General features: G+C 72.4%; 15 protein-coding genes. 10 read left to right on the forward strand and 5 right to left on the reverse strand.

The features are described from left to right. Nucleotides 1-85 precede the first annotated feature (85 nt). Nucleotides 86-1,516: a hypothetical protein gene (locus tag F0P95_RS08745; protein WP_182336886.1), complete on the forward strand. Its 1,431-nt coding sequence runs from the start codon at nucleotides 86-88 to the stop codon at nucleotides 1,514-1,516. Here the strand turns inward: F0P95_RS08745 and F0P95_RS08750 are convergent. Continuing rightward, nucleotides 1,513-3,612, reverse strand: a complete 2,100-nt coding sequence (locus tag F0P95_RS08750) for a glycosyltransferase (protein ID WP_182333702.1) — start codon at nucleotides 3,610-3,612, stop codon at nucleotides 1,513-1,515. The genes F0P95_RS08745 and F0P95_RS08750 overlap by 4 nt on opposite strands. A gap of 96 nt (nucleotides 3,613-3,708) precedes the next feature. Here F0P95_RS08750 and mrcB point away from each other — a divergent pair, with 96 nt between their 5' ends. The 4 genes from mrcB to tsaB are packed head-to-tail and all read left to right on the forward strand — an operon-like array spanning nucleotide 3,709 to nucleotide 9,423. After that, nucleotides 3,709-6,114 (forward strand): penicillin-binding protein 1B, encoded by a 2,406-nt coding sequence (gene mrcB, locus F0P95_RS08755; protein ID WP_182333704.1) that lies wholly within the window; start codon nucleotides 3,709-3,711, stop codon nucleotides 6,112-6,114. A gap of 7 nt (nucleotides 6,115-6,121) precedes the next feature. Then, a complete protein-coding gene (locus F0P95_RS08760; protein ID WP_182333705.1) occupies nucleotides 6,122-6,652 on the forward strand; it encodes a hypothetical protein in 531 nt (176 codons plus the stop codon). A 36-nt stretch (nucleotides 6,653-6,688) separates the two neighbouring features. Further along, nucleotides 6,689-8,722: a DNA repair helicase YoaA gene (yoaA, locus tag F0P95_RS08765; RefSeq protein WP_182333707.1), complete on the forward strand. Its 2,034-nt coding sequence runs from the start codon at nucleotides 6,689-6,691 to the stop codon at nucleotides 8,720-8,722. Next, the gene (tsaB, locus tag F0P95_RS08770; RefSeq protein ID WP_182333709.1) at nucleotides 8,719-9,423 is read left to right on the forward strand and encodes a tRNA (adenosine(37)-N6)-threonylcarbamoyltransferase complex dimerization subunit type 1 TsaB; all 705 of its coding nucleotides are present in this window, start codon (nucleotides 8,719-8,721) and stop codon (nucleotides 9,421-9,423) included. The genes yoaA and tsaB overlap by 4 nt, the downstream gene beginning before the upstream one ends. An 81-nt stretch (nucleotides 9,424-9,504) precedes the next feature. Here tsaB and F0P95_RS08775 read toward each other — a convergent pair whose 3' ends face one another. Genes F0P95_RS08775 through F0P95_RS08785 form a run of 3 tightly spaced genes read right to left on the reverse strand, consistent with a single transcriptional unit; the run spans nucleotide 9,505 to nucleotide 12,103 of the window. Beyond that, complete coding sequence (locus F0P95_RS08775) at nucleotides 9,505-10,305, reverse strand: SGNH/GDSL hydrolase family protein (RefSeq protein ID WP_182333711.1); 801 nt, start codon at nucleotides 10,303-10,305, stop codon at nucleotides 9,505-9,507. A 37-nt stretch (nucleotides 10,306-10,342) separates the two neighbouring features. Continuing rightward, complete coding sequence (locus tag F0P95_RS08780; RefSeq protein ID WP_182333713.1) at nucleotides 10,343-11,218, reverse strand: PhzF family phenazine biosynthesis protein; 876 nt, start codon at nucleotides 11,216-11,218, stop codon at nucleotides 10,343-10,345. A gap of 24 nt (nucleotides 11,219-11,242) precedes the next feature. Continuing rightward, on the reverse strand, nucleotides 11,243-12,103 hold the full coding sequence (locus F0P95_RS08785) for a PhzF family phenazine biosynthesis protein (RefSeq protein WP_182333715.1): 861 nt from the start codon (nucleotides 12,101-12,103) through the stop codon (nucleotides 11,243-11,245). Between the two features lie 214 nt (nucleotides 12,104-12,317). On the opposite strand from F0P95_RS08785, the gene F0P95_RS08790 reads away from it, so the two are divergent. The 4 genes from F0P95_RS08790 (at nucleotide 12,318) to F0P95_RS08805 (ending at nucleotide 18,674) form a co-directional block, all read left to right on the forward strand. Next, complete coding sequence (locus tag F0P95_RS08790) at nucleotides 12,318-14,927, forward strand: bifunctional aspartate kinase/diaminopimelate decarboxylase (RefSeq protein WP_182333717.1); 2,610 nt, start codon at nucleotides 12,318-12,320, stop codon at nucleotides 14,925-14,927. 81 nt (nucleotides 14,928-15,008) lie between these two features. Continuing rightward, nucleotides 15,009-16,364 (forward strand): UDP-N-acetyl-alpha-D-muramoyl-L-alanyl-L-glutamate epimerase, encoded by a 1,356-nt coding sequence (gene murL / locus F0P95_RS08795; protein WP_182333719.1) that lies wholly within the window; start codon nucleotides 15,009-15,011, stop codon nucleotides 16,362-16,364. Next, nucleotides 16,345-17,751: a UDP-N-acetylmuramoyl-L-alanine--D-glutamate ligase gene (gene murD, locus F0P95_RS08800; RefSeq protein ID WP_182333721.1), complete on the forward strand. Its 1,407-nt coding sequence runs from the start codon at nucleotides 16,345-16,347 to the stop codon at nucleotides 17,749-17,751. The genes murL and murD overlap by 20 nt, the downstream gene beginning before the upstream one ends. A gap of 125 nt (nucleotides 17,752-17,876) precedes the next feature. Further along, nucleotides 17,877-18,674: a dienelactone hydrolase family protein gene (locus F0P95_RS08805; RefSeq protein ID WP_182333723.1), complete on the forward strand. Its 798-nt coding sequence runs from the start codon at nucleotides 17,877-17,879 to the stop codon at nucleotides 18,672-18,674. Nucleotides 18,675-18,735: 61 nt separating this feature from the next. Here the strand turns inward: F0P95_RS08805 and F0P95_RS08810 are convergent, their stop codons facing one another. Continuing rightward, on the reverse strand, nucleotides 18,736-19,734 hold the full coding sequence (locus tag F0P95_RS08810; protein WP_182333725.1) for a polyprenyl synthetase family protein: 999 nt from the start codon (nucleotides 19,732-19,734) through the stop codon (nucleotides 18,736-18,738). A gap of 177 nt (nucleotides 19,735-19,911) precedes the next feature. Here F0P95_RS08810 and F0P95_RS08815 point away from each other — a divergent pair, with 177 nt between their 5' ends. Next, nucleotides 19,912-21,525 carry an alpha-glucosidase family protein gene (locus F0P95_RS08815; RefSeq protein WP_182333727.1) on the forward strand — a complete coding sequence of 538 codons (1,614 nt, stop codon included), beginning with the start codon at nucleotides 19,912-19,914 and terminating at the stop codon, nucleotides 21,523-21,525. The last annotated feature ends 166 nt before the right edge of the window (nucleotides 21,526-21,691 follow it).

Consider the following 21,691-nt stretch of genomic DNA (forward strand, 5'->3'; position numbering starts at 1 on the left):
GCTGTCGTTGCCCGTCGGCCGCGTGCACCTGTACGCGCGCTGGTGGGTGGCGCGTGGCTGGGACAGCCCGCGCGCCTGGCGTTCGATCGTCATCGGACTGGTGCTGCTGGCGCTGTTGCTGACCGCGTTCCGGCAGCCGCTGGCGAACCTGCTGTGGCCGGAAACCAAGATCCAGCGCCTGCTCGACGATGGCCATCGCGCGCTGCGCCAGGGCCACCTGTCCGCGGCCGATGGCAGTGGCGCGCGCGAGCTGTTCGAGGCGGCGGCGGCACTGGATCCGGATCGCGGCGACGCGCGCGACGCATTGGCCGACACCGGCCGCGCGGCGCTGGAGCAGGCGCGGCGGCAGCTGGCCGCCGGCGACGTGCCGGCCACGCGCGCGGCGCTGGAACTGGCGCGGCAGCTGCAGGTGCCCCAGGCGGAGCTCGACGCCATCGCCTCGGGCCTGCACCGCCAGGCGCGGGAGCCGGAGCGCGTCGAGGACCTGCTGCGGCGCGCCGAGGCGGCGCAGGCGCAGGGGCGGCTGGACGCGGGCGCCGACAGCGCGCTGCCGTTGTACCAGCGGGTGCTGGCGGTGCGGCCGGACCACCTGCAGGCACTGCAGGGGCGCGACGATGCCCTGTCCGACCTGCTGGCCGCGGCGGTGGCCGCGGCGCAGCGCGACCAGACCCAGGTGGCGGCCGCCCTGTTGCACCGGGTGCAAGGCTACGACCCCGGGCACGCAGAATTGCCCGCGGCCCGCGCCGCGCTGAATGCCGCGCTGGACCGGCGCCGGGCACAGGCCGCGCGTGACCTGGCGCGCGGGCGCCTGCGCCAGGCCGCGGACGGCTATGCGCAGGTGCTCGCGGCGGGCGACGACCCGGTGGCACGCCAGGGGCTGCGGCAGGTGGCGCGGGCCTGGGCCGGTGAAGCCGCACGCCTGGCCGGCGACTTTCATTTCGAACAGGCGCGGCAGGCGCTGGAGCAGGCCCGCGCGCTGGCGCCGGGCAGCCCCGAGGTGGCCGCCGCCGAACAGGCGCTGCAACGTGCGCAGGGCGCACGCCGGGCACTGGAAACGCGGCTGCCGGCTGCCGAGCGCGAGCGCCAGGTACGGGTGCTGCTGGCGCAGATGGAGAGCGCGGCGTCACAGGGGCAATGGCTGTTGCCGCCCGGTGCCAGCGCCTATGACCGTTTCAAGGCCGCACAGGCGCTGGCGCCCGGCGATGCGCGGGTGAAGCAGGCTGGCGCCCGCATCCTGCCCGCCGCGCGCGACTGCCTGGACCGGCATCTGCAGGGCAACCGCCTGCAGGCGGCGCGCACCTGCCTGGATGCGTGGCAGGCGCTGGCGCCGGGCGATCCGCTGTTGCCGGCGGCGCGGCGGCGGCTGGCGCAGCGCTGGCTGGCGGTCGGCAGCGAACGGCTCGGCGCCGGCGATGTGGCGTTCGCCAGCCGCGCGCTGGAACAGGCACGCGCGCTGGATCCGGCGACCCCGGAACTGCCGGCTTTCGCCGAACGCCTGGGTAACGCCAGGCGCTAGGACAGGAACACCCGCGCCACCACCTCGCGTGCGGCATCCATCGAGAAGTGGCGGGCGATGTTGTCCAGGCCGTTGCCCGACAGTCGCCGCCACAGGGCTTCATCGTCATGCAGCCGTACCACCGCGTCGGCGAACGCCCTGGCGTCGTCGGCGACCAGCACATCCTCGCCGTCGTGCAGGTGCATGCCCTCGGCGGCGCAGTGCGTGGCCACCACCGGCTGGCCATGGGCCATGCTCAGGTTGATCTTGCCCTTCACCCCGGCGCCGAAGCGCAGCGGTGCCACCGCGACGCGGCCGCCCGCCATCCACGGCACCACGTCGGGCACGTAGCCATGCACCTGCACGCCCGGCTGCGTGGCCGCCAGCGCCCGCAGGCTGTCGGGCACGTCGGCGCCGATGCAGTGGAAGCGGATCCCCGGCAGGCGTTGCCGGATCAACGGGAATACCTCGCCGATGAACCACTGCATCGCATCCAGGTTCGGCGGGTGGTTGAAGCCGCCGACGAACACCAGCCCCTGCCGCTGTGCCCAGTCCAGCCCCCGGCCGGCGACTTCATGCAGGTTGGACAGCAGTTCCACCCGCACCGAAGGCGCGTCGACGGCCAACTGCTGTTTCTCGGCGGCGCTGACCAGCAGGGTGACATCGGTCGCGGCCATCACCGCCAGCTCGCTGGCACGGGTGCGCTCGGCGCCGCGCGCCAGGCGCGGGTCGCCGCTGAGCTCGGCACCGCGGCGTTCGCGCAGGTAGTGCAGGTCCACCGTGTCGAACACGGTGCGCGCCTGCGGCGCGTGGCGCCGCAGCAGCGGCAGGCACTCGGTGGCGACGTGGTGGCGCACCAGCATCGCCACCTGGAAGCGCGGGCCATGCGTGCGCAGCCAGGAGCCCACGCCCTGCAGCCACGGCGCGTGCCACACCTCCACGCCCAGTACCTGCAGGGCCTGGGTGGCGGCGCCGCCGTGTTCGCCGCGGGTGGGCAGGAACACCACGTGCGCGCCGCCGGCCAGCAGCATGCGGATCAGGTTGAACTGGCGCAGCGAGGCCGAATCGCGGTCCGGGCGCGGCACCGACTCGTCGATGATCAGCACCTGGCGCTGGCCGCGGTGCACGAGCGCGGGGCCGGGCACGCTGCCGGCCGGCAGCTGCCGCGCCAGCGCAGCGCGCCATGCGTCGGCGAACACCTGCTGGTTGCGGACCTGCCAGGCCTTGATCCCGCTGCCGGTGTCGGTGCCGTTGCTGGTGCCTTCGTCGTGCACGACGCGGCTGGCCGGCTGCACCAGCACGCGGCGACCGGCGGCGCGCACCTTGAACGCCAGGTCGGTGTCCTCGTAGTAGGCCGGCGCATAGCGCGCGTCCAACCCGCCGAGCTGCTCGAACAGCGCGCGCGGAATGGTCAGGGCCGCGCCGGAGCAGTAGTCGGCGTCGCGCAGGCTGGCGTAGCGCGGGTCCTCGGCCGATTCGAAACGGCCGTAACTCCAGCAGCTGCCGTCGTCGAACACGATACCGCCCGACTCCTGCAGGCGGCCGTCCGGGTACAGCAGCTGCGCGCCGACCAGCCCGGCCTCCGGGACCTGGGCGAAGGTGTCGAGCAGGGCGTCCAGCCAGCCCGGCTGTGGCACGGTGTCGTTGTTCAGCAGCACCACGTACTGCCCGCGGGCCAGCCGCAGGCCATCGTTGCAGGCGGCGATGAAGCCGCCGTTGTGCGCGCGGCGGTGATGGCGCAGGCCGTCGATCGCCGCCATCCAGGCCGCGGTATCGTCGCTGCTGCCATCGTCGATCACCAGGATCTCGCAGGCCGCGGCGGGTGGGTGCGCGGCCAGGGCGCGCAGGCATGCCAGGGTATGCGCCGCATGGTTGTAGACCGGGATCACGATGCTGGCGACCGGTTGCGCGCTGGCGGGCACGGCGAACGGCGCGAAGGCGGCAGCGGCAGGTGCGTACAGCGGCTCGCGCCGTGGCGGCGGCGGCCGCCACAGGCGCACGCCGACGCGCTGCAGGGTGGCGCGCCAGCCGCGGGTACGCAGGCTGGCCAGGCCGCGGCGGATCAGGCCGACGATGCGGGCGAGGTGGTAGCGCGCATCGGCCGGGGACATCGACATTCGGTTGCAACTCCAGCTTAAGCAGGTGGGGGCCGGCAGCGGTGCGGTGGCGCGAGGCTGCGTTAGACTCGCCTGAACCTACATTCTCGCATCCCCGTGCCGCGACGCTACGATACCGACGAACTGGACGAAGATACCGACGCGCCGGGCACGCCCTGGCGCAACCGGCTGATCACCTGGGGCCTGGCGGGCGTCGCCCTCGGCCTGGGGTTCCTGATCCCGTACACGCTGTACCTGAACTCGCAGGTGACCCAGCGCTTCGGCGAGCTGCGCTGGCAGATCCCGACCCGCGTCTATGCCCGGCCGCTGGTGCTGGCGCCGGGTGGGGCGATGAATGCCGGTACGCTCAAGACCGAGCTGGCGGCGTCGGCCTATCGCGACGACGGCATCGGCCAGAGCCCGGGGACCTACCGGCTGCAGGATGGCCGCTTCACCATTTCCAGCCGCGGCTACGTCGACGTGGACGGGCGCGTGGCGCCGCGCCGGATCGAGGTGGTGGTTTCCGGCGGCCAGGTCGCCTCGCTGCGCGACGCCACCGGGCGCAAGGCGCTCAAGGCCGCGCGCCTGGACCCGGCGCGCATCGCCACCCTGTACGGGCAGAAGCAGGAGGAGCGGCGGCTGGTGCGCATCGCCGATGCGCCGGAGCTGCTGGTCACCGGCCTGCAGGCGGTGGAGGACAGGGATTTCAAAAGCCACCACGGCATCGACCTGAGCGGCATCGTGCGCGCGGTCTGGGTGACGGTGCGCTCCGGCGGCAAGGTGCGCCAGGGCGCCAGTACGCTGACCCAGCAGCTGGCGCGCAGCGGCCTGCTCGGGATCGGCAAGGAACAGACCCTCACCCGCAAGTTCAACGAGGTGCTGTACGCGCTGATCATGGAGGCGCGCTACGACAAGCCGGTGATCCTGGAGGCCTATCTCAACCAGGTCTACCTGGGGCAGCGCGGCAGCCAGGCGATCCATGGCGTGGCGTCGGGTGCCGAATTCTGGTTCGGGCGCGACCTCAATGCGCTGACCACCGAGCAGGTGGCGCTGCTGATCGGGCTGGTGAAGGGGCCGTCCTATTACGACCCGCGGCGCAACCCCGAGCGCGCGCTGGACCGGCGCAACTTCGTGCTCGGCAAGCTGCACGAAAGCGGGTTGATCGACACGGCCGAATACCAGCGCGCGCTGAAGGCACCGCTGGGCGTGCCGAAGGTGCCGGGGCTGGTGGCGGCCAACCGCTTCCCGGCCTACATCGACCTGGTCCGCCGCCAGCTCGGCCATGACTACCCGGAAAGCACCCTGCAGGGGGCGGGCCTCAACGTCCTCACCGGCATGTCGCCCTCGGCCCAGGCCTATGCCGAAGGCGCGGTGGCGCATACCGTCAAGTCGCTGGAGAGCAAGCGCCGCCCCGAGCTGCAGGCCGGGCTGGTGCTGACCGACGTGCACAACGGCGACGTGCTGGCGGTGGTCGGCAGCCGCGACGTCGCCGAACCGGGCTTCAACCGCGCCATCGACGCGCAGCGGCCGGTCGGTTCGCTGCTCAAGCCGTTCGTGTACCTGCTGGCGCTGGCACAGCCGGACCGCTGGTCGCTGGCGACCTGGGTCGAGGACACCCCGGTCACCGTACAGCTCAGCCGCGGGCGCAACTGGACCCCGGGCAACGCAGACAACCGCAGCCACGGCACGGTGCGCCTGATCGACGCGCTGGCCCGCTCCTACAACCAGGCCACGGTGCGGGTCGGCATGCAGGTCGGGCCCGAGCGCATCACCCAGCTGATCCATGTGCTGGCCGGGCTCAAGGCCGAGGCCAACCCGGCGGTGATCCTGGGCTCCACCGACCAGAGCCCCTACGGCATGGCGCAGCTGTACCAGTTCCTGGCGTCGGGCGGCGAGATCCAGCCGCTGCATGCCGTGCGCGGGGTGGTCGATGCCCAGGGCACGCTGCTCAAGCGCTACGACAAGACCCCGGCGCCGGCGCAGGAAGGCGACTCCATCGCCGCCAACCTGATCAGCGTGGCGCTGCAGCAGGTGGTGTCCAGCGGTACCGCGTCGGGGCTCAATGCCGACGGCCTGGGCCGGCTGCAGCCGGCCGGCAAGACCGGTACCACCAACGACGGCCGCGACAGCTGGTATGCCGGCTACACCGGCGACCACCTGGCGGTGGTGTGGATGGGCAACGACCAGAACGAGCAGGCCGGCCTGTTCGGCGCCACCGGCGCGATGCGGGTGTGGTCGGGCATCTTCCGCAACCTGCCGAGCCGGCCGCTGCGGGTGAACAGCAAGGGCCTGGACTGGCAGTACGTGGCCGCCGAGGGCAACAACAGCACCGACGAAGGCTGCCCGGGCGCACGCCGGCTGCCGTTCGTGGCCGGCTTCGCCCCGGCCTACGCGCCCTGTACGCCGCAGGCGGTGCCGGAAGAGGAGACCCAGGAAAGCGGCGGCTGGCGCAGCTGGTTCGGGCTGGACCGCAAGGAGCCGGCGGCGGCGTCAAGCACGCCTTCAGACGCACCTGCGCGATAATGGCGGCATGAACCACACGCTCCCGATCCATCGCGCACTGGCCGTCCTGGCCGTTTCCCTGGCCCTGGCCGCCTGCACCAGCACGCCGCCGCCGCCGCCACCGCCGGTCGATACGACCACGCCCGCCCAGCGCATGGCCGCGGTGCAGGCCGCTGCCGGTGCCGACGACAAGGAAGTGACGGTGCAGCCGCTGCGCGACCCGCAGGTGGACGACCTGCGCCAGATCGCCGGCGAACGCCGCGAGGCCGGCGACCTGGCCGGCGCCGCCGACGCGCTGGAGCAGGCGTTGCTGCTGGTCGAGGACGACCCGGCGATCCTGCAGGAACGCGCCGAGATCGCGCTGCTGCAGGGCGACTGGGGCCGCGCCGAGACGCTGGCGCGCAAGGCGGTGGCGCTCGGCTCGCGGACCGGGCCGCTGTGCCGGCGCCACTGGGCCACCATCGAGCAGACCCATCTGGCGCGGGTCGAGAAGGAAAACGCCACCTCGGCGCATGCGCAGATCGAAGGCTGCACGGTGCCGGGAATCAAGCGTTATTGACGGCGGGGCCGCCCCGGCCCCGATGCGCGCACGCCGATGTCGCTAGCCACCGCCAGCCGTGAAGCCCTCAGCGCCGACGGCGCGCTCGCCCGGCAACTGGACGCCTTCACCCCGCGTGCGGCGCAGCTGCGGCTGGCCGAGGCCATCGCCGACGCCTTCCAGCAGCGCGACGTGCTGCTGGCCGAGGCCGGCACCGGTACCGGCAAGACCTTCGCCTACCTGGTGCCGGCGCTGCTGTCCGGGCTGAAGACCATCGTCAGCACCGGTACCCGCGCGCTGCAGGACCAGCTCTACCACCGCGACCTGCCGCGGGTGCGCGCCGCGCTCGGGATCGGCCTCCGCAGCGCACTGCTCAAGGGCCGCGCCAACTACCTGTGCCGCTACCGGCTGGACCAGGCGCGCGGCGAACCGCGCTTCGCCTCGCCCGAGCAGGCCGCGCAGTTCCAGCGCATCGTCGCCTGGGCCGGGCGCACCCACTTTGGCGATGTCGCCGAGCTCGACGGGCTGGCCGACGACTCGCCGCTGCTGCCGATGGTCACCTCCACCGTCGACAACTGCCTGGGCAGCGACTGCCCGTTCTGGAGCGAGTGCTTCGTGGTGCAGGCGCGGCAACGCGCGCAGGAAGCCGACCTGGTGGTGGTCAACCACCACCTGCTGCTGGCCGACCTGGCGCTCAAGCAGGAAGGCTTCGGCGAAATCCTGCCGGGCGCACAGGCATTCGTGATCGACGAGGCGCACCAGTTGCCGGAACTGGCGGCCGGCTTCTTCGGCGAGGGATTCGGCATGCGCCCGTGGCAGGAACTGGCACGCGACTGCCTGGCCGAGTGCCGCGGCGTGGCCGGTGCGCAGCCGGTGCTGCAGCAGCCGGTGGCGACGCTGGAAATGGCATTGCGGCAACTGCGCGCGGCGATGGAACCGTTGCCGCCGCGCGGTACCCGGTGGCGCGCGCTGGCGGTGCCCGACGTGGCGGAAGGCTTCGACGTGCTGGCCGCGGCGCTGGCCCAGCTGCGCGACGCGCTGGCCGTGCTGCGCGAGGCGTCGCCGGGTCTGGACGCGTGCCACGCACGCGCGCTCGAAGGCGCGGCGCGGCTGGCGCGCTGGCTGGGCGAGGATGCGCCGCTGCCCGATTTCGAAAGCGATGACGCCGACGTGGCCGCCGCCGGCAACGACGTGCTCTGGTACGAGCTGACGCCGCGCGGTTTCCGCTGCCAGCGCACGCCGCTGGACGTGTCCGGGCCGCTGCGCGAACACCGCCAGCGCTCGCACGCGGCCTGGGTGTTCACCTCGGCCACGCTGACCGTCGATGGCGACTTCGACCACCTGGCCGCGCGCCTGGGGCTGGACGATCCGCACACCCTGGTCCAGCCCAGCCCGTTCGACTGGCCGGTGCAGGCGCTGTGCTACCTGCCGCAGCAGCTGCCAGACCCGGCCGCGCGCGGCTTCGGCGCCGCGTTGATCGCCACCCTGCGCCCGGTGCTGGATGCCTCGCAGGGCCGTGCGTTCCTGCTGTTCGCCTCGCACCGCGCGCTGCGCGAGGCCGCCGATACGCTGCGCGGCGGGCCGTGGCCGCTGTTCGTGCAGGGCGAGGCGCCGCGCGCCAGCCTGCTGCAGCGCTTCCGCGAGTCGGGCAACGGTGTGCTGCTGGGCTCGGCCAGTTTCCGCGAAGGCGTGGACGTGGCCGGCGACGCGCTGAGCGTGGTGGTGATCGACAAGCTGCCGTTCGCCGCGCCGGACGACCCGGTGTACGAGGCGCGGCTGGACGCGATCCGCCGCGCCGGCGGCAACCCGTTCCGCGACGAACAGCTGCCGCAGGCGGTGATCGCGCTCAAGCAGGGCGTGGGCCGCTTGATCCGCAGCGAGAGCGACCGCGGCGTGCTGGTGCTGTGCGACCCGCGCCTGCTCAGCCGTGGCTACGGGCGCGTGTTCCTGGATTCGCTGCCGCCGTTCCGCCGCACCCGCGAACTGGCCGATGTGCAGGCGTTCTTTGCGCGACAATGGCAGCCCGATGCCGACGCGCCGGGCATGGAAACCGCCATGCCGTCCCCTCCCGATCCCGATGTGACCCCATGAAGCTGCTCGCCCTGGAAACCGCCACCGAAGCCTGTTCCGTCGCCCTGCATGTGGACGGGCAGGTGCTGGAACGCTTCGAGATCGCGCCGCGCCGGCATGCGGAACTGACCCTGCCGTGGGCGGAACAGCTGCTGGCCGAAGCCGGCATCGCCCGTGCGCAGCTGGACGCCATCGCCCTGGGCCGCGGCCCGGGCGCGTTCACCGGCGTGCGCCTGGCCATCGCCATCGCCCAGGGCATCGCCCTGGCGCTGGACCGGCCACTGCTGCCGGTGTCCACGTTGCAGGTGCTGGCGATGCAGGCGCCCGGCGACGCCAGCCACGTGCTGGCCAGCATCGATGCGCGCATGGGCGAGGTCTACGCCGCGCGCTGCGTGCGCCGCGACGATGGCCTGTGGGATGAACAGGGCGCGGAAGTGGTGATTGCCCCGGATGCGCTGCAGCTGCCCGACGATGGCAGCCGCTGGGCCGGTGTCGGCACCGGTTTCGCCGCCGCCGAGGGGCTGCTGGCCACGCGCCTGCAGGCCCGCCTGGCGTCGGTAGATGCGCAGGCGCTGCCGCGCGCATCGGACGTGCTGAAGATCGCCGTGCCGGCCTTCGCCCGCGGCGAGGGCATCGCCCCGGAGCGTGTGCAGCCCGCCTACCTGCGCGACAACGTCGCGCTCACGCTGGTCGAACAGCAGGCGCTGCGCGCTTCGCGCTGAGGGCGCCGGCGCGGACGGTGCCCGCCGTGACCGCGTTCCCGTCATGGCGGCCGGCCTGGCGCCGTGGCTGCTGGCCCTGGATCATCTGCGCTCGCCATCGAGCAGCGCATTGAGCTGCATGACGAGTGCGTCCGTGTAACGGGTGCCCTGCGCCGTCGCCGCCGGCAGCGGGGCGGGTGCATCGGCATCGCGCAGTTCGGCATGCAGCCCGCTGCGGACGGCGTAGACCGGGGCGGCGACCTCGAAGCCACGCGCGGGCGGCACGCCGAACTGCGCCCGGTACAGTTGCATGGCGTCGAGCAGGGTCAGTGCCGGCCCGGGATGCATGCCGTCCGCGTCGTACCAGGCGAGCGCGCCGGCCTCGGTGGAAAGCCGGCGCAGGCTTTCGGAAATCTCCACGTAGCCGATGCCGGCCTGCAGGGCGGCGGCGCGTTCGGCTTCGACAATCGCCGCCGACGCGCGGGGATGGGCCTGGTAGCTGCCCAGCAGCAGTACCCGCGCGCCGGATTGGCGGCCCGCCGCGGCCAGTGCCTGCACGGCCTGCCGGGACGCCCGGCAGGCAGCCTCGCCGGCGCCGCAGAGCAGCTCGCCGCCGCGTTCCTGCAGCACCAGCACCGCCGGCCGGTAGCTGGCCAGTGCCTGCCGCACGCTGCCGTCGGCCACCCGCTGTGCGAGCGTGGCGCCGCCCTGGACGATCATCGCGCTGTGCACGCGCTGGTCGTTGGCATTGGCCAGCGCGGCGAACGTGGCCGGCAGGTTGGCGACATAGGTCAGGCTGTTGCCGACGAACAGCACGCGTTGCGGGGCTGCCGGCTGCGTGGCACCCGCAGGTACCTGCATGCCGGCGACGAGCAGGGACAACAGCAGCATCCATCGACGCATGGGGACGATCCGCCCGGGGTGTGCCGGTTCGACCGGGCTACCAGTCGATGGTTCCGCGGATCACCGTCTGCACCTGTCCACCGGACCACACGTCGCCGTGTTCGTCGACACGCAGTTCCAGCAGCGCGTCGTGGCCGACCTCGCGGCCCTGGCTGGCGCTGTAGCGGCCGCCGTGGCCGGGCAGCGCGCCGCGTTCGTCCAGCCACGCGGCGAGCACCGCATTGGCGGCGCCGGAGGCGGCGTCCTCGAAGCGACGGCCGTTGCCGACGAAGGCACGCACCGCCAGGTCGTGCGGCTGGCCATGGCTGCGGGCGTAGGCGAACACGCCCATCGCGCCCGTGGCTTCGGCCAGGGTGGCGATGGCGTCCCAGTCCGGGGCCAGGGCACGCAGGGTGGCCTCGTCGGCCAGCTCCACCAGCCACCAGCGGCGGCCGCCGTCCATCAGCACCGGCGGCAGCGTGCCCAGCGCCCAGCCGGCGATGGCCGGGCGCAGCCGCGCATCGGTGGCATCCACGACGTCCATCACCGACGCGCGCGGGGTGCGGATGGCGATGCGGCGGACGCCGTCGATCGTGTCCACCCGCAGCGGCAGCTGGCCGGCGATGCCGTCCTGCACCAGCAGGCCGTCGACCGGCGTGGCCAGGCCGCACTCCAGTACCGCGTGGGCGCTGCCGACGCTGGGGTGGCCGGCGAACGGCACTTCCTTCTGCGGCGCGAACATGCGGATGCGGTAGCTGCTGCCCGGCGTGGTGGGCGGGAACACGAAGGTGGTCTCGGGCAGGCGGGTCCAGCGGGCGATGGCCTGCATGGCGGCGTCGTCCAGGCCGTCGGCGTCGAGCACCACGGCCAGCGGATTGCCGGTGCCGGGGCGCGGGGCGAAGACGTCCAGTTGCAGGAAGCGGCGGGTGGTCATGCGGTGTTTCCGTGGTGAAGGGGGTTACCAGTCGAGGCGGCCGTCGATGACCGGCTGCACTTCGCCGCCGATCCAGACATGGCCCTCGGCGTCCAGCTGCACGTGCACCTCGCCGTTGCGGCCGCGCTCGCGGCCCTGGCTGGCGCGGTACTGCTGCCCCGGCCCGAGCCGGCCCTGCGCCAGCAGGTGCGCGGCGACCAGCGCGTTGGCGCTGCCGGTCACCGGGTCCTCGTCGACGCCGACGCCGGGGGCGAAGGCGCGCACCACGTACTGGTAGCCGACATCCGGCCGCGCCGCGGCGGCGAACACGGCGAGCTTGCCGTTGCCGGGCAGGGCGGCGATGGCCGCCAGTTCCGGCCGGTAGCGGCGCAGCGCGGCTTCGTCGCCGGCCTCCAGCAGCCACCAGTCCGGGCCGTTGTTCCACAGTGCCGGTGCCGCGCCCGGATGCGCCAGCGCGGCCAGCCCGGGCGGCAATGGCGGCGCGGCCAGGTCGCGCTGCTGCGCGCGCGGGCTGCGCACGTGCAGCAGGCGGAAACGGCCGCCGCCCTGCACGCGCACCGGCAGCAGGCCGGCGGCACACTGCTGGAGCAGACCGCCCTGGTCGTCGGGGGTGGCCAGGCCGTACTCCACCGCCGCCCAGGCCGCGCCGACGCTGGGGTGGCCGGCGAAGGGCAGTTCCATCTTCGGCGTGAAGATGCGGATACGGTAGTCGGCGCCGGCTTCCGGTGGCAGGAAGAACACCGTCTCGGACAGGTTCAGCCAGGCGGCGATGGCCTGCATGGCGGCATCGTCCAGGCCGTCGGCATCGAGCACGACGCCCAGCGGGTTGCCGGCACCCGGGCGCGCGGCGAAGACATCCAGTTGCAGATAGCGGCGTGCGTTCATGGTTACGGCCGGGACGGGGGCCGGCCAGCATAGGGCGGTCGCGCCCGCATCGCGAGCGCCCGGCCGGTCGCGGCATGCCGTCCGTGCACGCCGGGACCGGCGTCGATGCGATGCCGTCGCCCACAACCGTCGGCGGCGCGGGGCGGGGCATGGCTATAGAATCGACGGTTCCGCCCGCCTGTCGGGTCTTTCCCCACCGTGAACCCCCACGCCAATGTCCTCTTCCCCCCTCGTCGATCGCTGGATCGTCCTCAAGTTCGGTGGCACCTCGGTGTCGCGTCGTCATCGTTGGAACACGATCGGGGAACTGGCGAAAAAACGTGCGGACGAGACCGGTGGCCGCGTGCTGGTGGTGGTGTCCGCGCTGTCGGGCGTGACCAATGAGCTGACCGCGATCGCCGATGGCGCCGCCGACAGCCGCGAGCGGGTGGCCGCGCTGGTCGCGCGCCACAACGCATTCCTGGCCGAGCTGGAGCTGGGCGAGGAGGTGCTGGCCGCACGGCTGGCGGCACTGCAGGCGCTGCTCGACGACCCGCGCGCGGCGCAGCGCCCGCTGGACTGGCAGGCCGAGGTGCTGGGCCAGGGCGAACTGCTGTCCTCCACCATCGGCGCGGCCTACCTGCATGGCAATGGCCTGGATTTCGGCTGGATGGACGCCCGGCAGTGGCTGCACGCGCAGCCGCCGGCGCCGAACCAGAGCGCCTGGTCGCAGCGGCTGTCGGTGAACTGCCAGTGGCAGGGCGACGCCGGTTTCCGGCAGCGCTTCGCGGCCCAGTCCCCGCGCATGCTGATCACCCAGGGCTTCATCGCCCGCCACGGCGACGGCGGCACGGCGATCCTCGGCCGCGGCGGCTCGGACACCTCGGCCGCGTACTTCGGCGCGCTGCTGGGCGCCAGCCGGGTGGAGATCTGGACCGACGTGCCGGGCATGTTCAGCGCCAACCCGAAGGACGTGCCCGATGCGCGCCTGCTGACCCGGCTGGACTATTACGAAGCCCAGGAAATCGCCACCACCGGCGCCAAGGTGCTGCACCCGCGCTCGATCAAGCCGTGCCGCGACGCCGGCGTGCCGATGGCGATCCTCGATACCGAGCGTCCGCACATGCCCGGTACCAGCATCGACGGCAGCGCCGAGCCGGTCCCGGGAGTCAAGGCGATCAGCCGCCGCAACGGCATCGTGCTGGTGTCGATGGAAGGCATCGGCATGTGGCAGCAGGTCGGCTTCCTCGCCGACGTGTTCGACCTGTTCCGCAGGCACGGCCTGTCGGTGGACCTGATCGGCTCGGCCGAGACCAACGTCACCGTGTCGCTGGATCCGTCCGAGAACCTGGTCAGTACTGACGTGCTGGCGGCGTTGTCGGCCGACCTGTCGCAGATCTGCAAGGTCAAGGTGATCGTGCCGTGCGCGGCGATCACCCTGGTCGGCCGCGGCATGCGCTCGCTGCTGTACAAGCTCTCGGACGTGTGGGCCACGTTCGGCAAGGAGCGCGTGCACATGATCTCGCAGTCGTCCAACGACCTGAACCTGACCTTCGTGATCGACGAGGCCGACGCCGACGGCCTGCTGCCGATCCTGCACGAAGAGCTGATCGACAGCGGCGCCATGCCGGTCTACGAGGAGCAGGTGTTCGGCCCGCGCTGGCGCGAGATCAGCGGCAGCGTGCGCCCGCGCCCGACGCCGTGGTGGCGCGCGCCACAGTCGCGCGTGCAACTGCTGGAACTGGCCGCGCAGGGCACACCGCGCTACGTCTACCACCTGCCGACGGTACGCGCGCGCGCGCGCCAGCTGCAGGCGGTGGCGGCGCTGGACCGGCGCTACTACGCGATCAAGGCCAACCCGCATCCGGCCATCCTGCGCGCGCTGGCCGCGGAAGGCTTCGGCCTGGAGTGCGTCTCGCTGGGCGAGGTCGAGCACGTGTTCGAGGCGCTGCCGGAACTGGCGCCTTCGCGGGTGCTGTTCACCCCCAGCTTCGCCCCGATCGGCGAGTACGCCGCAGCGCTGGCGCGGGGCGTCAACGTCACCGTCGACAACGTCGAGCTGCTGCGGCGCTGGCCCGGGGTGTTCCGCGACCGCGTGCTGTGGCTGCGCATCGACCTGGGCCATGGCGATGGCCACCACCGCAAGGTCAACACCGGCGGCAAGGAAGCCAAGTTCGGCCTGTCGGCGCAGCGGGTGGACGAATTCATGGACGTGGCGCGCGGCATCGGCGTGCGCGTGACCGGCATCCACGCACACCTGGGCAGCGGCGTTGAGAGCAGCGGCCACTGGAAGCAGGTGGTCGACGAACTGGCCGGTTTCGCGCGCCGCATCGGCAGCGTGGAGATCCTGGACATCGGCGGCGGCCTGCCGGTGCCGTACAGCGACGACGACGAGCCGTTCGACCTGGATGCCTGGGCCGCCGGCCTGGCCGAGGTCAAGGCGGTGCACCCGGCGTTCCAGCTGGCGGTCGAGCCGGGGCGCTTCCTGGTCGCCGAGGCCGGCGTGCTGCTGGCCCATGCCACCCAGGTGGTTGAGAAGGACGGCGTGCGCCGTGTCGGCCTGGACGCGGGCATGAACGCGCTGCTGCGCCCGGCGCTGTACGACGCCTGGCACGACATCGCCAACCTGTCGCGGCTGGACGACGCGCGCGATCTCGATTTCAGCGTGGTCGGCCCGATCTGCGAATCCAGCGACGTGTTCGCGCAGCGGGTCAAGCTGCCGTCCACCACCGCCCCGGACGACGTCATGCTGATCGCCGACGCCGGCGCCTACGGCTTCAGCATGGCCAGCCGCTACAACCACCGCGCGCTGCCGCACGAGGACATCATCGACGATGCGCGTTGACCGGCATGCCCCGCATTTCCTTTCGTTCCGCCGTACCGGGCTTGCGCCCCACGCGGCACCCCGCTTGATTCCGGATACGCCATGACAGCTTTCGACAAAGACCAGGTTACCCGCTTCCGTTTCGTCCGCTGCGACTTCGCCGCGGACACCGGCGTGGCGCAACTGGTTTACGCCTTCGACGACGGCCCGGAGATGACCGAAACCGTCACCGTGCCGGGCGCGCCGTTCCAGCTGGACGGCGCGCGCGCGGCGGCGGTGCAGCGCGCGTTGCGCCTGCTGCACCTGATCGCCGGCGTGAGCTACTACAAGGCGGCGGTGCCGGCGCAGGTGGCCATCGACGGCTACGCCATCGACGCCGCAACCGCGGCGCTGGTGGAAACGGTCTATCTCAACGGCCTGGGCGAGTTCGCCTACCGCAACGGCCTGAACCTGCGCGGCCGGTTCCGGCTGCCGGTGGAGGCGCAGGCCGAACCGGCGGCGCAGCCGCTGGGCCTGCGCGAACACGCGCTGGTCGCCATCGGCGGCGGCAAGGATTCGCTGGTCAGCATCGAGGCGCTGCGCCATGCCGGCGTCGCCGCGACCGTCACCTGGATCGGCGGTTCGCAGCTGATCCGCGCCTGCGCCGAGCGCACCGGCCTGCCGATGCTCAACATCGGCCGCACGCTGGCGCCGGAGCTGTTCGAACTCAACCGCCAGGGTGCGTGGAACGGGCATATCCCGGTGACCGCGGTGAACTCGGCGATCATGGTGCTGGCGGCGCTGGCGCAGGGCGTGGACCAGGTGGTGTTCTCCAACGAACGCTCGGCCAGCTACGGCAGCCAGATCGCCGGCACTGGCGAGGTCAACCACCAATGGTCCAAGGGCTGGGCGTTCGAGAAGGCGTTCGGCGAGCACGTGCAGCGGCACGTCGCCGCCGACCTGCACTACTACTCGCTGCTGCGGCCGCTGTCGGAGCTGGCGGTGGCGCGGCAGTTCGCCCGGACCGACTACTACGACGCGCATTTCTCCAGCTGCAACCGCAATTTCCACATCCTCGGCGAGCGTCCGGTGAACCGCTGGTGCGGGGTCTGCCCGAAGTGCCACTTCGTGTTCCTGGCGTTGGCCCCGTTCATGCCCAAGACCCGGCTGGTACGCATCTTCGGCCGCAACCTGCTCGACGACGGCGAGCAGGCCGGCGGCTTCGACGCGCTGCTGGAGTTCCAGGACCACAAACCGTTCGAGTGCGTGGGCGAGGGCCGGGAGTCACGGGCGGCGATGGCAACGCTGGCGGCGCGCCCGGAGTGGAAGGAGGACGTGCTGGTCAAGCGCTTCGCCAGCGTGATCCAGCCCACCCTGGCGGCCGACGAGCTGAAGCTCGAGCCGCTGCTGGTCATCGACGGCGAGCACCGCATCCCGGCCGCCCTGTGGGAGCGCCTGCGTGCGGATTTCGCAGCTTGAGGGCAAGCGCGTGGCGCTGTGGGGGTGGGGCCGCGAGGGCCGCGCCGCCTTCCACGCGCTGCGCGAACGCCTGCCCGGCCTGCCACTGACGCTGTTCTGCCCGCAGGCCGAAGCCGCCGCCGCGCACGCTGAAAGCGCGGGCGCGCTGCGGGTGGAAAGTGCGGTCACCGGCGAGGCGCTGGCGCGCTTCGACGTGGTGGTGAAGTCGCCCGGCATCAGCCCCTACACGCCCGAGGCGCTGCAGGCGCAGGCACAGGGCACGCAGTTCATCGGTGGCACCTCGCTGTGGTTCAGCGAGCACGCCCGGGCCGACGGCCGCCTGCCGGACACGGTGTGCGTGACCGGCACCAAGGGCAAGAGCACCACCACATCGCTGCTGGCGCATCTGCTGCGCGCGGCCGGGCACCGTACCGGGCTGGCCGGGAACATCGGCCTGCCGCTGCTGGAGGTGCTCGACCCGCAGCCGGCGCCGGAGTACTGGGCGGTGGAACTGTCCAGCTACCAGACCGGCGAGGTCGCGCGCAGTGGCGCGCGCCCGGACGTGGCCGTCGTGCTGAACATTTTTCCCGAACACCTGGACTGGCACGGCAGCGAGCAGCGCTACATCGACGACAAGCTGGCGCTGGTGACCGCCGGCCACCCGCGGGTGGCGGTGCTCAACGCCGCCGACGCGCACCTGCGCGCGCTGCAGCTGCCGCACAGCCAGGTGGTGTGGTTCAACCAGCCCGCCGGCTGGCACATGGTCGGCGAGGTGGTGCACCGCGGCGCGCAGCCGGTATTCGATACCTCCGACACGCCGCTGCCGGGGCGCCACAACCGCGGCAACCTGTGCGCGGTACTGGCGGCGCTGGAAGCACTGGGGCTGGACGCGGTGGCGCTGGCGCCGGCGGTGCGCAGCTTCCGCCCGTTGCCCAACCGCCTGCAGCTGCTGGGCGAGCGCGACGGCGTGCGCTGGGTCAACGACTCGATCAGCACCACGCCGCATGCGTCGCTGGCCGCGCTGGACTGCTTTGCCGGGCAGCGCATCGCGCTGCTGGTCGGCGGCCACGACCGCGGCGTGGACTGGCACGATTTCGCCGCGCACATGCGCGACAACGCGCCGCTGGAGATCGTCACCATGGGCGCCAACGGGCCGCGCATCCATGCTCTGCTGCAGCCGCTGGCCGATGCCGGCCGGTTCGGCCTGCATGCGGCCGGCGACCTGCCGCACGCGGTCGAACAGGCGCGCGCCGCGCTGGGCGGGCAGGGCGGGGTGGTGCTGCTGTCGCCGGGCGCGCCCAGCTTCGGCGCCTACCGCGACTACGTGGCGCGTGGCCGCCACTTCGCCGAACTGGCCGGCTTCGACCCGGACAGCATCAGCGCGATCCCGGGACTGGGCGTGGCCTGAGGCCCCGGGCCGCCGCGCATCCGCCGGGCGGCACAGGCCGCGGGGTGCCCGGCGTGGTGCCGGTGCGGCCCTTTTCACGCCCGCCGGGCATAGACTCGGAGCGGTGACCCAACCGGAGTACTCCCATGCGAACCATGCGCAAGTGGCAGGTGGCGTTGCTGGTGGCGTGCGCGTCGGCGGCAATGCCGGCGCTGGCCAAGCTGCAGCAGCGGCCGGTGGAATGGCAGCTGGACGGCACCCGCTACAGCGGCGTGCTGGTCTTCGATGACGAGGGCGACGCGCGTCGTCCGGGCGTGGTGATGGTGCCGAACTGGCGCGGGGTGAACGCTTCGGCGATCGACAAGGCCGGGCGTATCGCCGGCGACGACTACGTGGTGCTGGTGGCCGACGTGTACGGCAGTGCAGTGCGGCCGAAGGACGATGCCGAAGCCGCCGCGGCCTCCAGGCAGCTGCGCGAGAACCGCGCCGTGCTGCGCGCGCGCGCCCGCGCCGCGCTGGACGCGCTGAAGGCGCAGGCCGGCAAGGCGCCGCTGGATGCCTCGCGCATCGCCGCGGTCGGCTTCTGTTTTGGCGGCAGCACCGTGCTGGAAATGGCGCGCGCGGGCATGCCGCTGGCCGGCGTGGTGAGCCTGCACGGCGGCCTGTCCACGCCCAGCCCGGCCGCCGCGGGCAGCGCCAAGGTGCCGATGCTGGTACTCAACGGTGCCGCCGACCGCGGGGTGACGGCCGAGGACATCGCCGCCTTCGGCAAGGAAATGGATGGCGCCGGTGCCGACTGGCAGTTCGTCAATTTCAGCGGCGCGGTGCATTGCTTCGCCGAATCCGACGCCAACAGCCCGCCGGGCTGCCTGTACGACCCGCGTGCGGCCAGGCGTGCGTGGAAGATGATGGACGATTTCCTGGAGGAGCGGCTGCACCGCTGAGCCGGCGCCCGTTCCGGCCGCGCCGGTCCCGGGCGCGGCCGGCGACCCGGCCGCGCGGGGCTCAGTGGCTGCGTTCGACCGCGTAGCGGGCCAGGCCCCGCAGGGCGGCGACGGCATCGCTCTCGGGCAGGCCGTCCAGCGCGCGTTCGGCGGCGTCGGCGTACTCGACCGCGCGCTGGCGGCTGTATTCCAGCCCGCCGGTGGCGCGGATCGCGGCCAGCACCTCGGGCATCGCGGCGGCATCGCCGTCCTGCACGATCCCGCGCAGGCGTTCGCGCACGGCCGCGTCCGCATGCGCCATGGCGTGGATCAGCGGCAGCGTGGCCTTGCCTTCGGCCAGGTCGTCGCCCAGGTTCTTGCCCAGCTCCTCGGCATTGGCCGAATAGTCCAGCACGTCGTCGGCGATCTGGAACGCGTAGCCCAGCGCCATGCCGTAGTCGTACAACCGCTGCTGCACGGCCTCGCCGGCGCCGCTGGCCAGCGCGCCCAGGCGGGTGCCGGCGGCGAACAGCACCGCGGTCTTGCGCTCGATCACGCGCAGGTAGGCCGCTTCGTCGGTATCCGGGTTGTGGACGTGCAGCAGCTGCAGCACTTCGCCCTCGGCGATGCGGTTGGTGGTGTCGGCCAGGATCCGCATGACCGGCATGCGGTCCAGCTCGACCATCAGCTGGAAGCTGCGCGAGTACAGGAAGTCGCCGACCAGCACGCTGGGCGCGTTGCCCCACAGCGCGTTGGCGGTGCTGCGCCCGCGGCGCAGGTCCGACTCGTCCACCACGTCGTCGTGCAGCAGGGTGGAGGTATGGATGAACTCGATGATCGCCGCCAGCTGGTGGTGCTCGGGTCCGGCGCCGCCGGCGGCATGGCCGGCCAGCATCACCAGCATCGGCCGCAGGCGCTTGCCGCCGGCGGAAATGATGTGGTCGGCGATCTGGTTGATCAGCACGACATCGGACGACAGGCGGTTGCGGATCAGGGCATCGACGGCGGCCATGTCCGGGGCGGCGAGGGTCTGGATGGCGGGCAGGCCCAGCGCGGGGCGGAGGTCTTCGGCGATGCTCATGCGATGGCGTCGGGGGGCGTTGGGCAATTATAGGCGGTGCCGCCGGTGACCGGGCGCCGCCGCCGGCACGCCCGTGAATACGTATGCACTGCGCGCCATGGCTCCGGTGCCGCCGCTAAGCTGGCGTGGTTCATCCATGCCCGGCCGCGGGCACGCACAAGCCCGGAGGGGCGCTCGATGTCGAACACTCCCTGGTGGCGGGGCGCCGTCATCTACCAGATCTATCCGCGCAGCTTCCTGGACACCAATGGCGATGGCGTCGGCGACCTGCCGGGCATCATCGAGCGGCTGGACTACATCGCCTCGCTGGGCGTGGATGCGATCTGGGTGTCGCCGTTCTTCCGCTCGCCGATGGCCGACTTCGGCTACGACATCGCCGACCAGCGCGACGTCGACCCGCTGTTCGGCACCCTGGACGACTTCGACCGGCTGCTGGCCAGGGCGCATGCGCTGGGCCTGAAGGTGATGATCGACCAGGTGTTCAGCCACACCTCCGACCAGCACGCCTGGTTCCGCGAAAGCCGGCAGAGCCGCGACAACCCCCGGGCCGACTGGTACGTGTGGGCCGACGCGCGTGAGGATGGCACCCCGCCCAACAACTGGCTGTCGATCTTCGGTGGCGTGGCCTGGAAGTGGGAGCCGCGCCGGCGCCAGTACTACCTGCACAATTTCCTGTCGTCGCAGCCGGACCTGAACTTCCACAACCCGGCGGTGCAGCAGGCCACGCTGGACTACGTGAAGTTCTGGCTGGACCGCGGGGTCGATGGTTTCCGCCTGGATTCGATCAATTTCTGCTTCCACGACGCGCAGCTGCGCGACAACCCGGCCAAGCCGGAAAGCGAGCGCGTGGGCCGCGGCTTCAGCCCGGACAACCCGTATGCGTTCCAGTACCACTACTACAACAACACCCGGCCGGAGAACGTGGGCTTCCTCGAGCGCCTGCGCGCGCTGCTGGACCAGTACCCGGGTGCGGTGACGCTGGGCGAGATCTCCTCCGAGGATTCGCTGGCGACCACCGCCGAGTACACCGCGCCGGGCCGCCTGCACATGGGCTACAGCTTCGAACTGCTGGTGGACGACTACAGCGCCGGCTACATCCGCGCCACGGTGGAGAAGCTGGAAGCGACGATGCGCGACGGCTGGCCGTGCTGGGCGGTGTCCAACCACGACGTGCAGCGTGCGGTGACCCGCTGGGGCGGGCGCCCGGCCGACCCGGCGATGGCCAGGATGCTGGCCGTGCTGGTGTGCTCGCTGCGCGGCTCGGTCTGCATCTACCAGGGCGAGGAACTGGGCCTGGGCGAGGCCGACGTGCCGTTCGAGGCGCTGCGCGATCCCTACGGCATCACCTTCTGGCCCAACTTCAAGGGCCGCGATGGCTGCCGCACGCCGATGCCATGGAACGGCGAGGCGCTGGCCGGCTTCAGCAGCGCCAGGCCGTGGCTGCCGATCCCGGCCGAACACCGCGCGCTGTCGGTGCAGGCGCAGGAGGCCGCAGCCGATTCGGTGCTCAACGCCTTCCGCGCGTTCCTGGCCTGGCGCCATGCCCGCCCGGCATTGACCGGCGGCGCGATCCGCTTCCTCGACAGCGCCGAGCCGGTACTGATGTTCGAGCGCGAATCGCAGGGCGAAACCCTGCTGCTCGCGTTCAACCTGTCGGCCGCGCCGGTGCGGCATCCGCTGCCCGGCGGTCACTGGCAGGCGCTGGACATGCCCGGCCCGGTCGCGGGCCGGTGCGAAGACGGCGAACTGGCATTGCCGGCCCACGCGGTGTACTGCGCACGGCGCGGCTGAGCGTTCCAGTCCACGATGCAGCCAGGCAGGGCGGAGAGCGATCTCCGCCCTTTCCGCATCCACCGGCCGCATGCCCATGGGCGATGTCCGGGTGACGGAGCGCCACGACGGTTGATGCCGCGGGTCGACGCAGGGCATGGGCGATGCCGGCATGTACCGCCCGGCG

Source organism: Stenotrophomonas acidaminiphila (assembly GCF_014109845.1).
Classification (GTDB): domain Bacteria; phylum Pseudomonadota; class Gammaproteobacteria; order Xanthomonadales; family Xanthomonadaceae; genus Stenotrophomonas; species Stenotrophomonas acidaminiphila.

What these genes read in the sequence shown, in the direction of transcription:
- F0P95_RS08785 (WP_182333715.1), bottom strand. Translation starts at nt 12,103, where the DNA reads ATGAACGCACGCCGCTATCTGCAACTGGATGTCTTCGCCGCGCGCCCG.
- F0P95_RS08815 (WP_182333727.1), top strand. Translation starts at nt 19,912, where the DNA reads ATGTCGAACACTCCCTGGTGGCGGGGCGCCGTCATCTACCAGATCTAT.
- yoaA (WP_182333707.1), top strand. Translation starts at nt 6,689, where the DNA reads ATGTCGCTAGCCACCGCCAGCCGTGAAGCCCTCAGCGCCGACGGCGCG.
- F0P95_RS08780 (WP_182333713.1), bottom strand. Translation starts at nt 11,218, where the DNA reads ATGACCACCCGCCGCTTCCTGCAACTGGACGTCTTCGCCCCGCGCCCC.
- F0P95_RS08790 (WP_182333717.1), top strand. Translation starts at nt 12,318, where the DNA reads ATGTCCTCTTCCCCCCTCGTCGATCGCTGGATCGTCCTCAAGTTCGGT.
- tsaB (WP_182333709.1), top strand. Translation starts at nt 8,719, where the DNA reads ATGAAGCTGCTCGCCCTGGAAACCGCCACCGAAGCCTGTTCCGTCGCC.
- F0P95_RS08775 (WP_182333711.1), bottom strand. Translation starts at nt 10,305, where the DNA reads ATGCGTCGATGGATGCTGCTGTTGTCCCTGCTCGTCGCCGGCATGCAG.
- F0P95_RS08750 (WP_182333702.1), bottom strand. Translation starts at nt 3,612, where the DNA reads ATGTCGATGTCCCCGGCCGATGCGCGCTACCACCTCGCCCGCATCGTC.
- F0P95_RS08760 (WP_182333705.1), top strand. Translation starts at nt 6,122, where the DNA reads ATGAACCACACGCTCCCGATCCATCGCGCACTGGCCGTCCTGGCCGTT.
- F0P95_RS08805 (WP_182333723.1), top strand. Translation starts at nt 17,877, where the DNA reads ATGCGAACCATGCGCAAGTGGCAGGTGGCGTTGCTGGTGGCGTGCGCG.
- murL (WP_182333719.1), top strand. Translation starts at nt 15,009, where the DNA reads ATGACAGCTTTCGACAAAGACCAGGTTACCCGCTTCCGTTTCGTCCGC.
- F0P95_RS08810 (WP_182333725.1), bottom strand. Translation starts at nt 19,734, where the DNA reads ATGAGCATCGCCGAAGACCTCCGCCCCGCGCTGGGCCTGCCCGCCATC.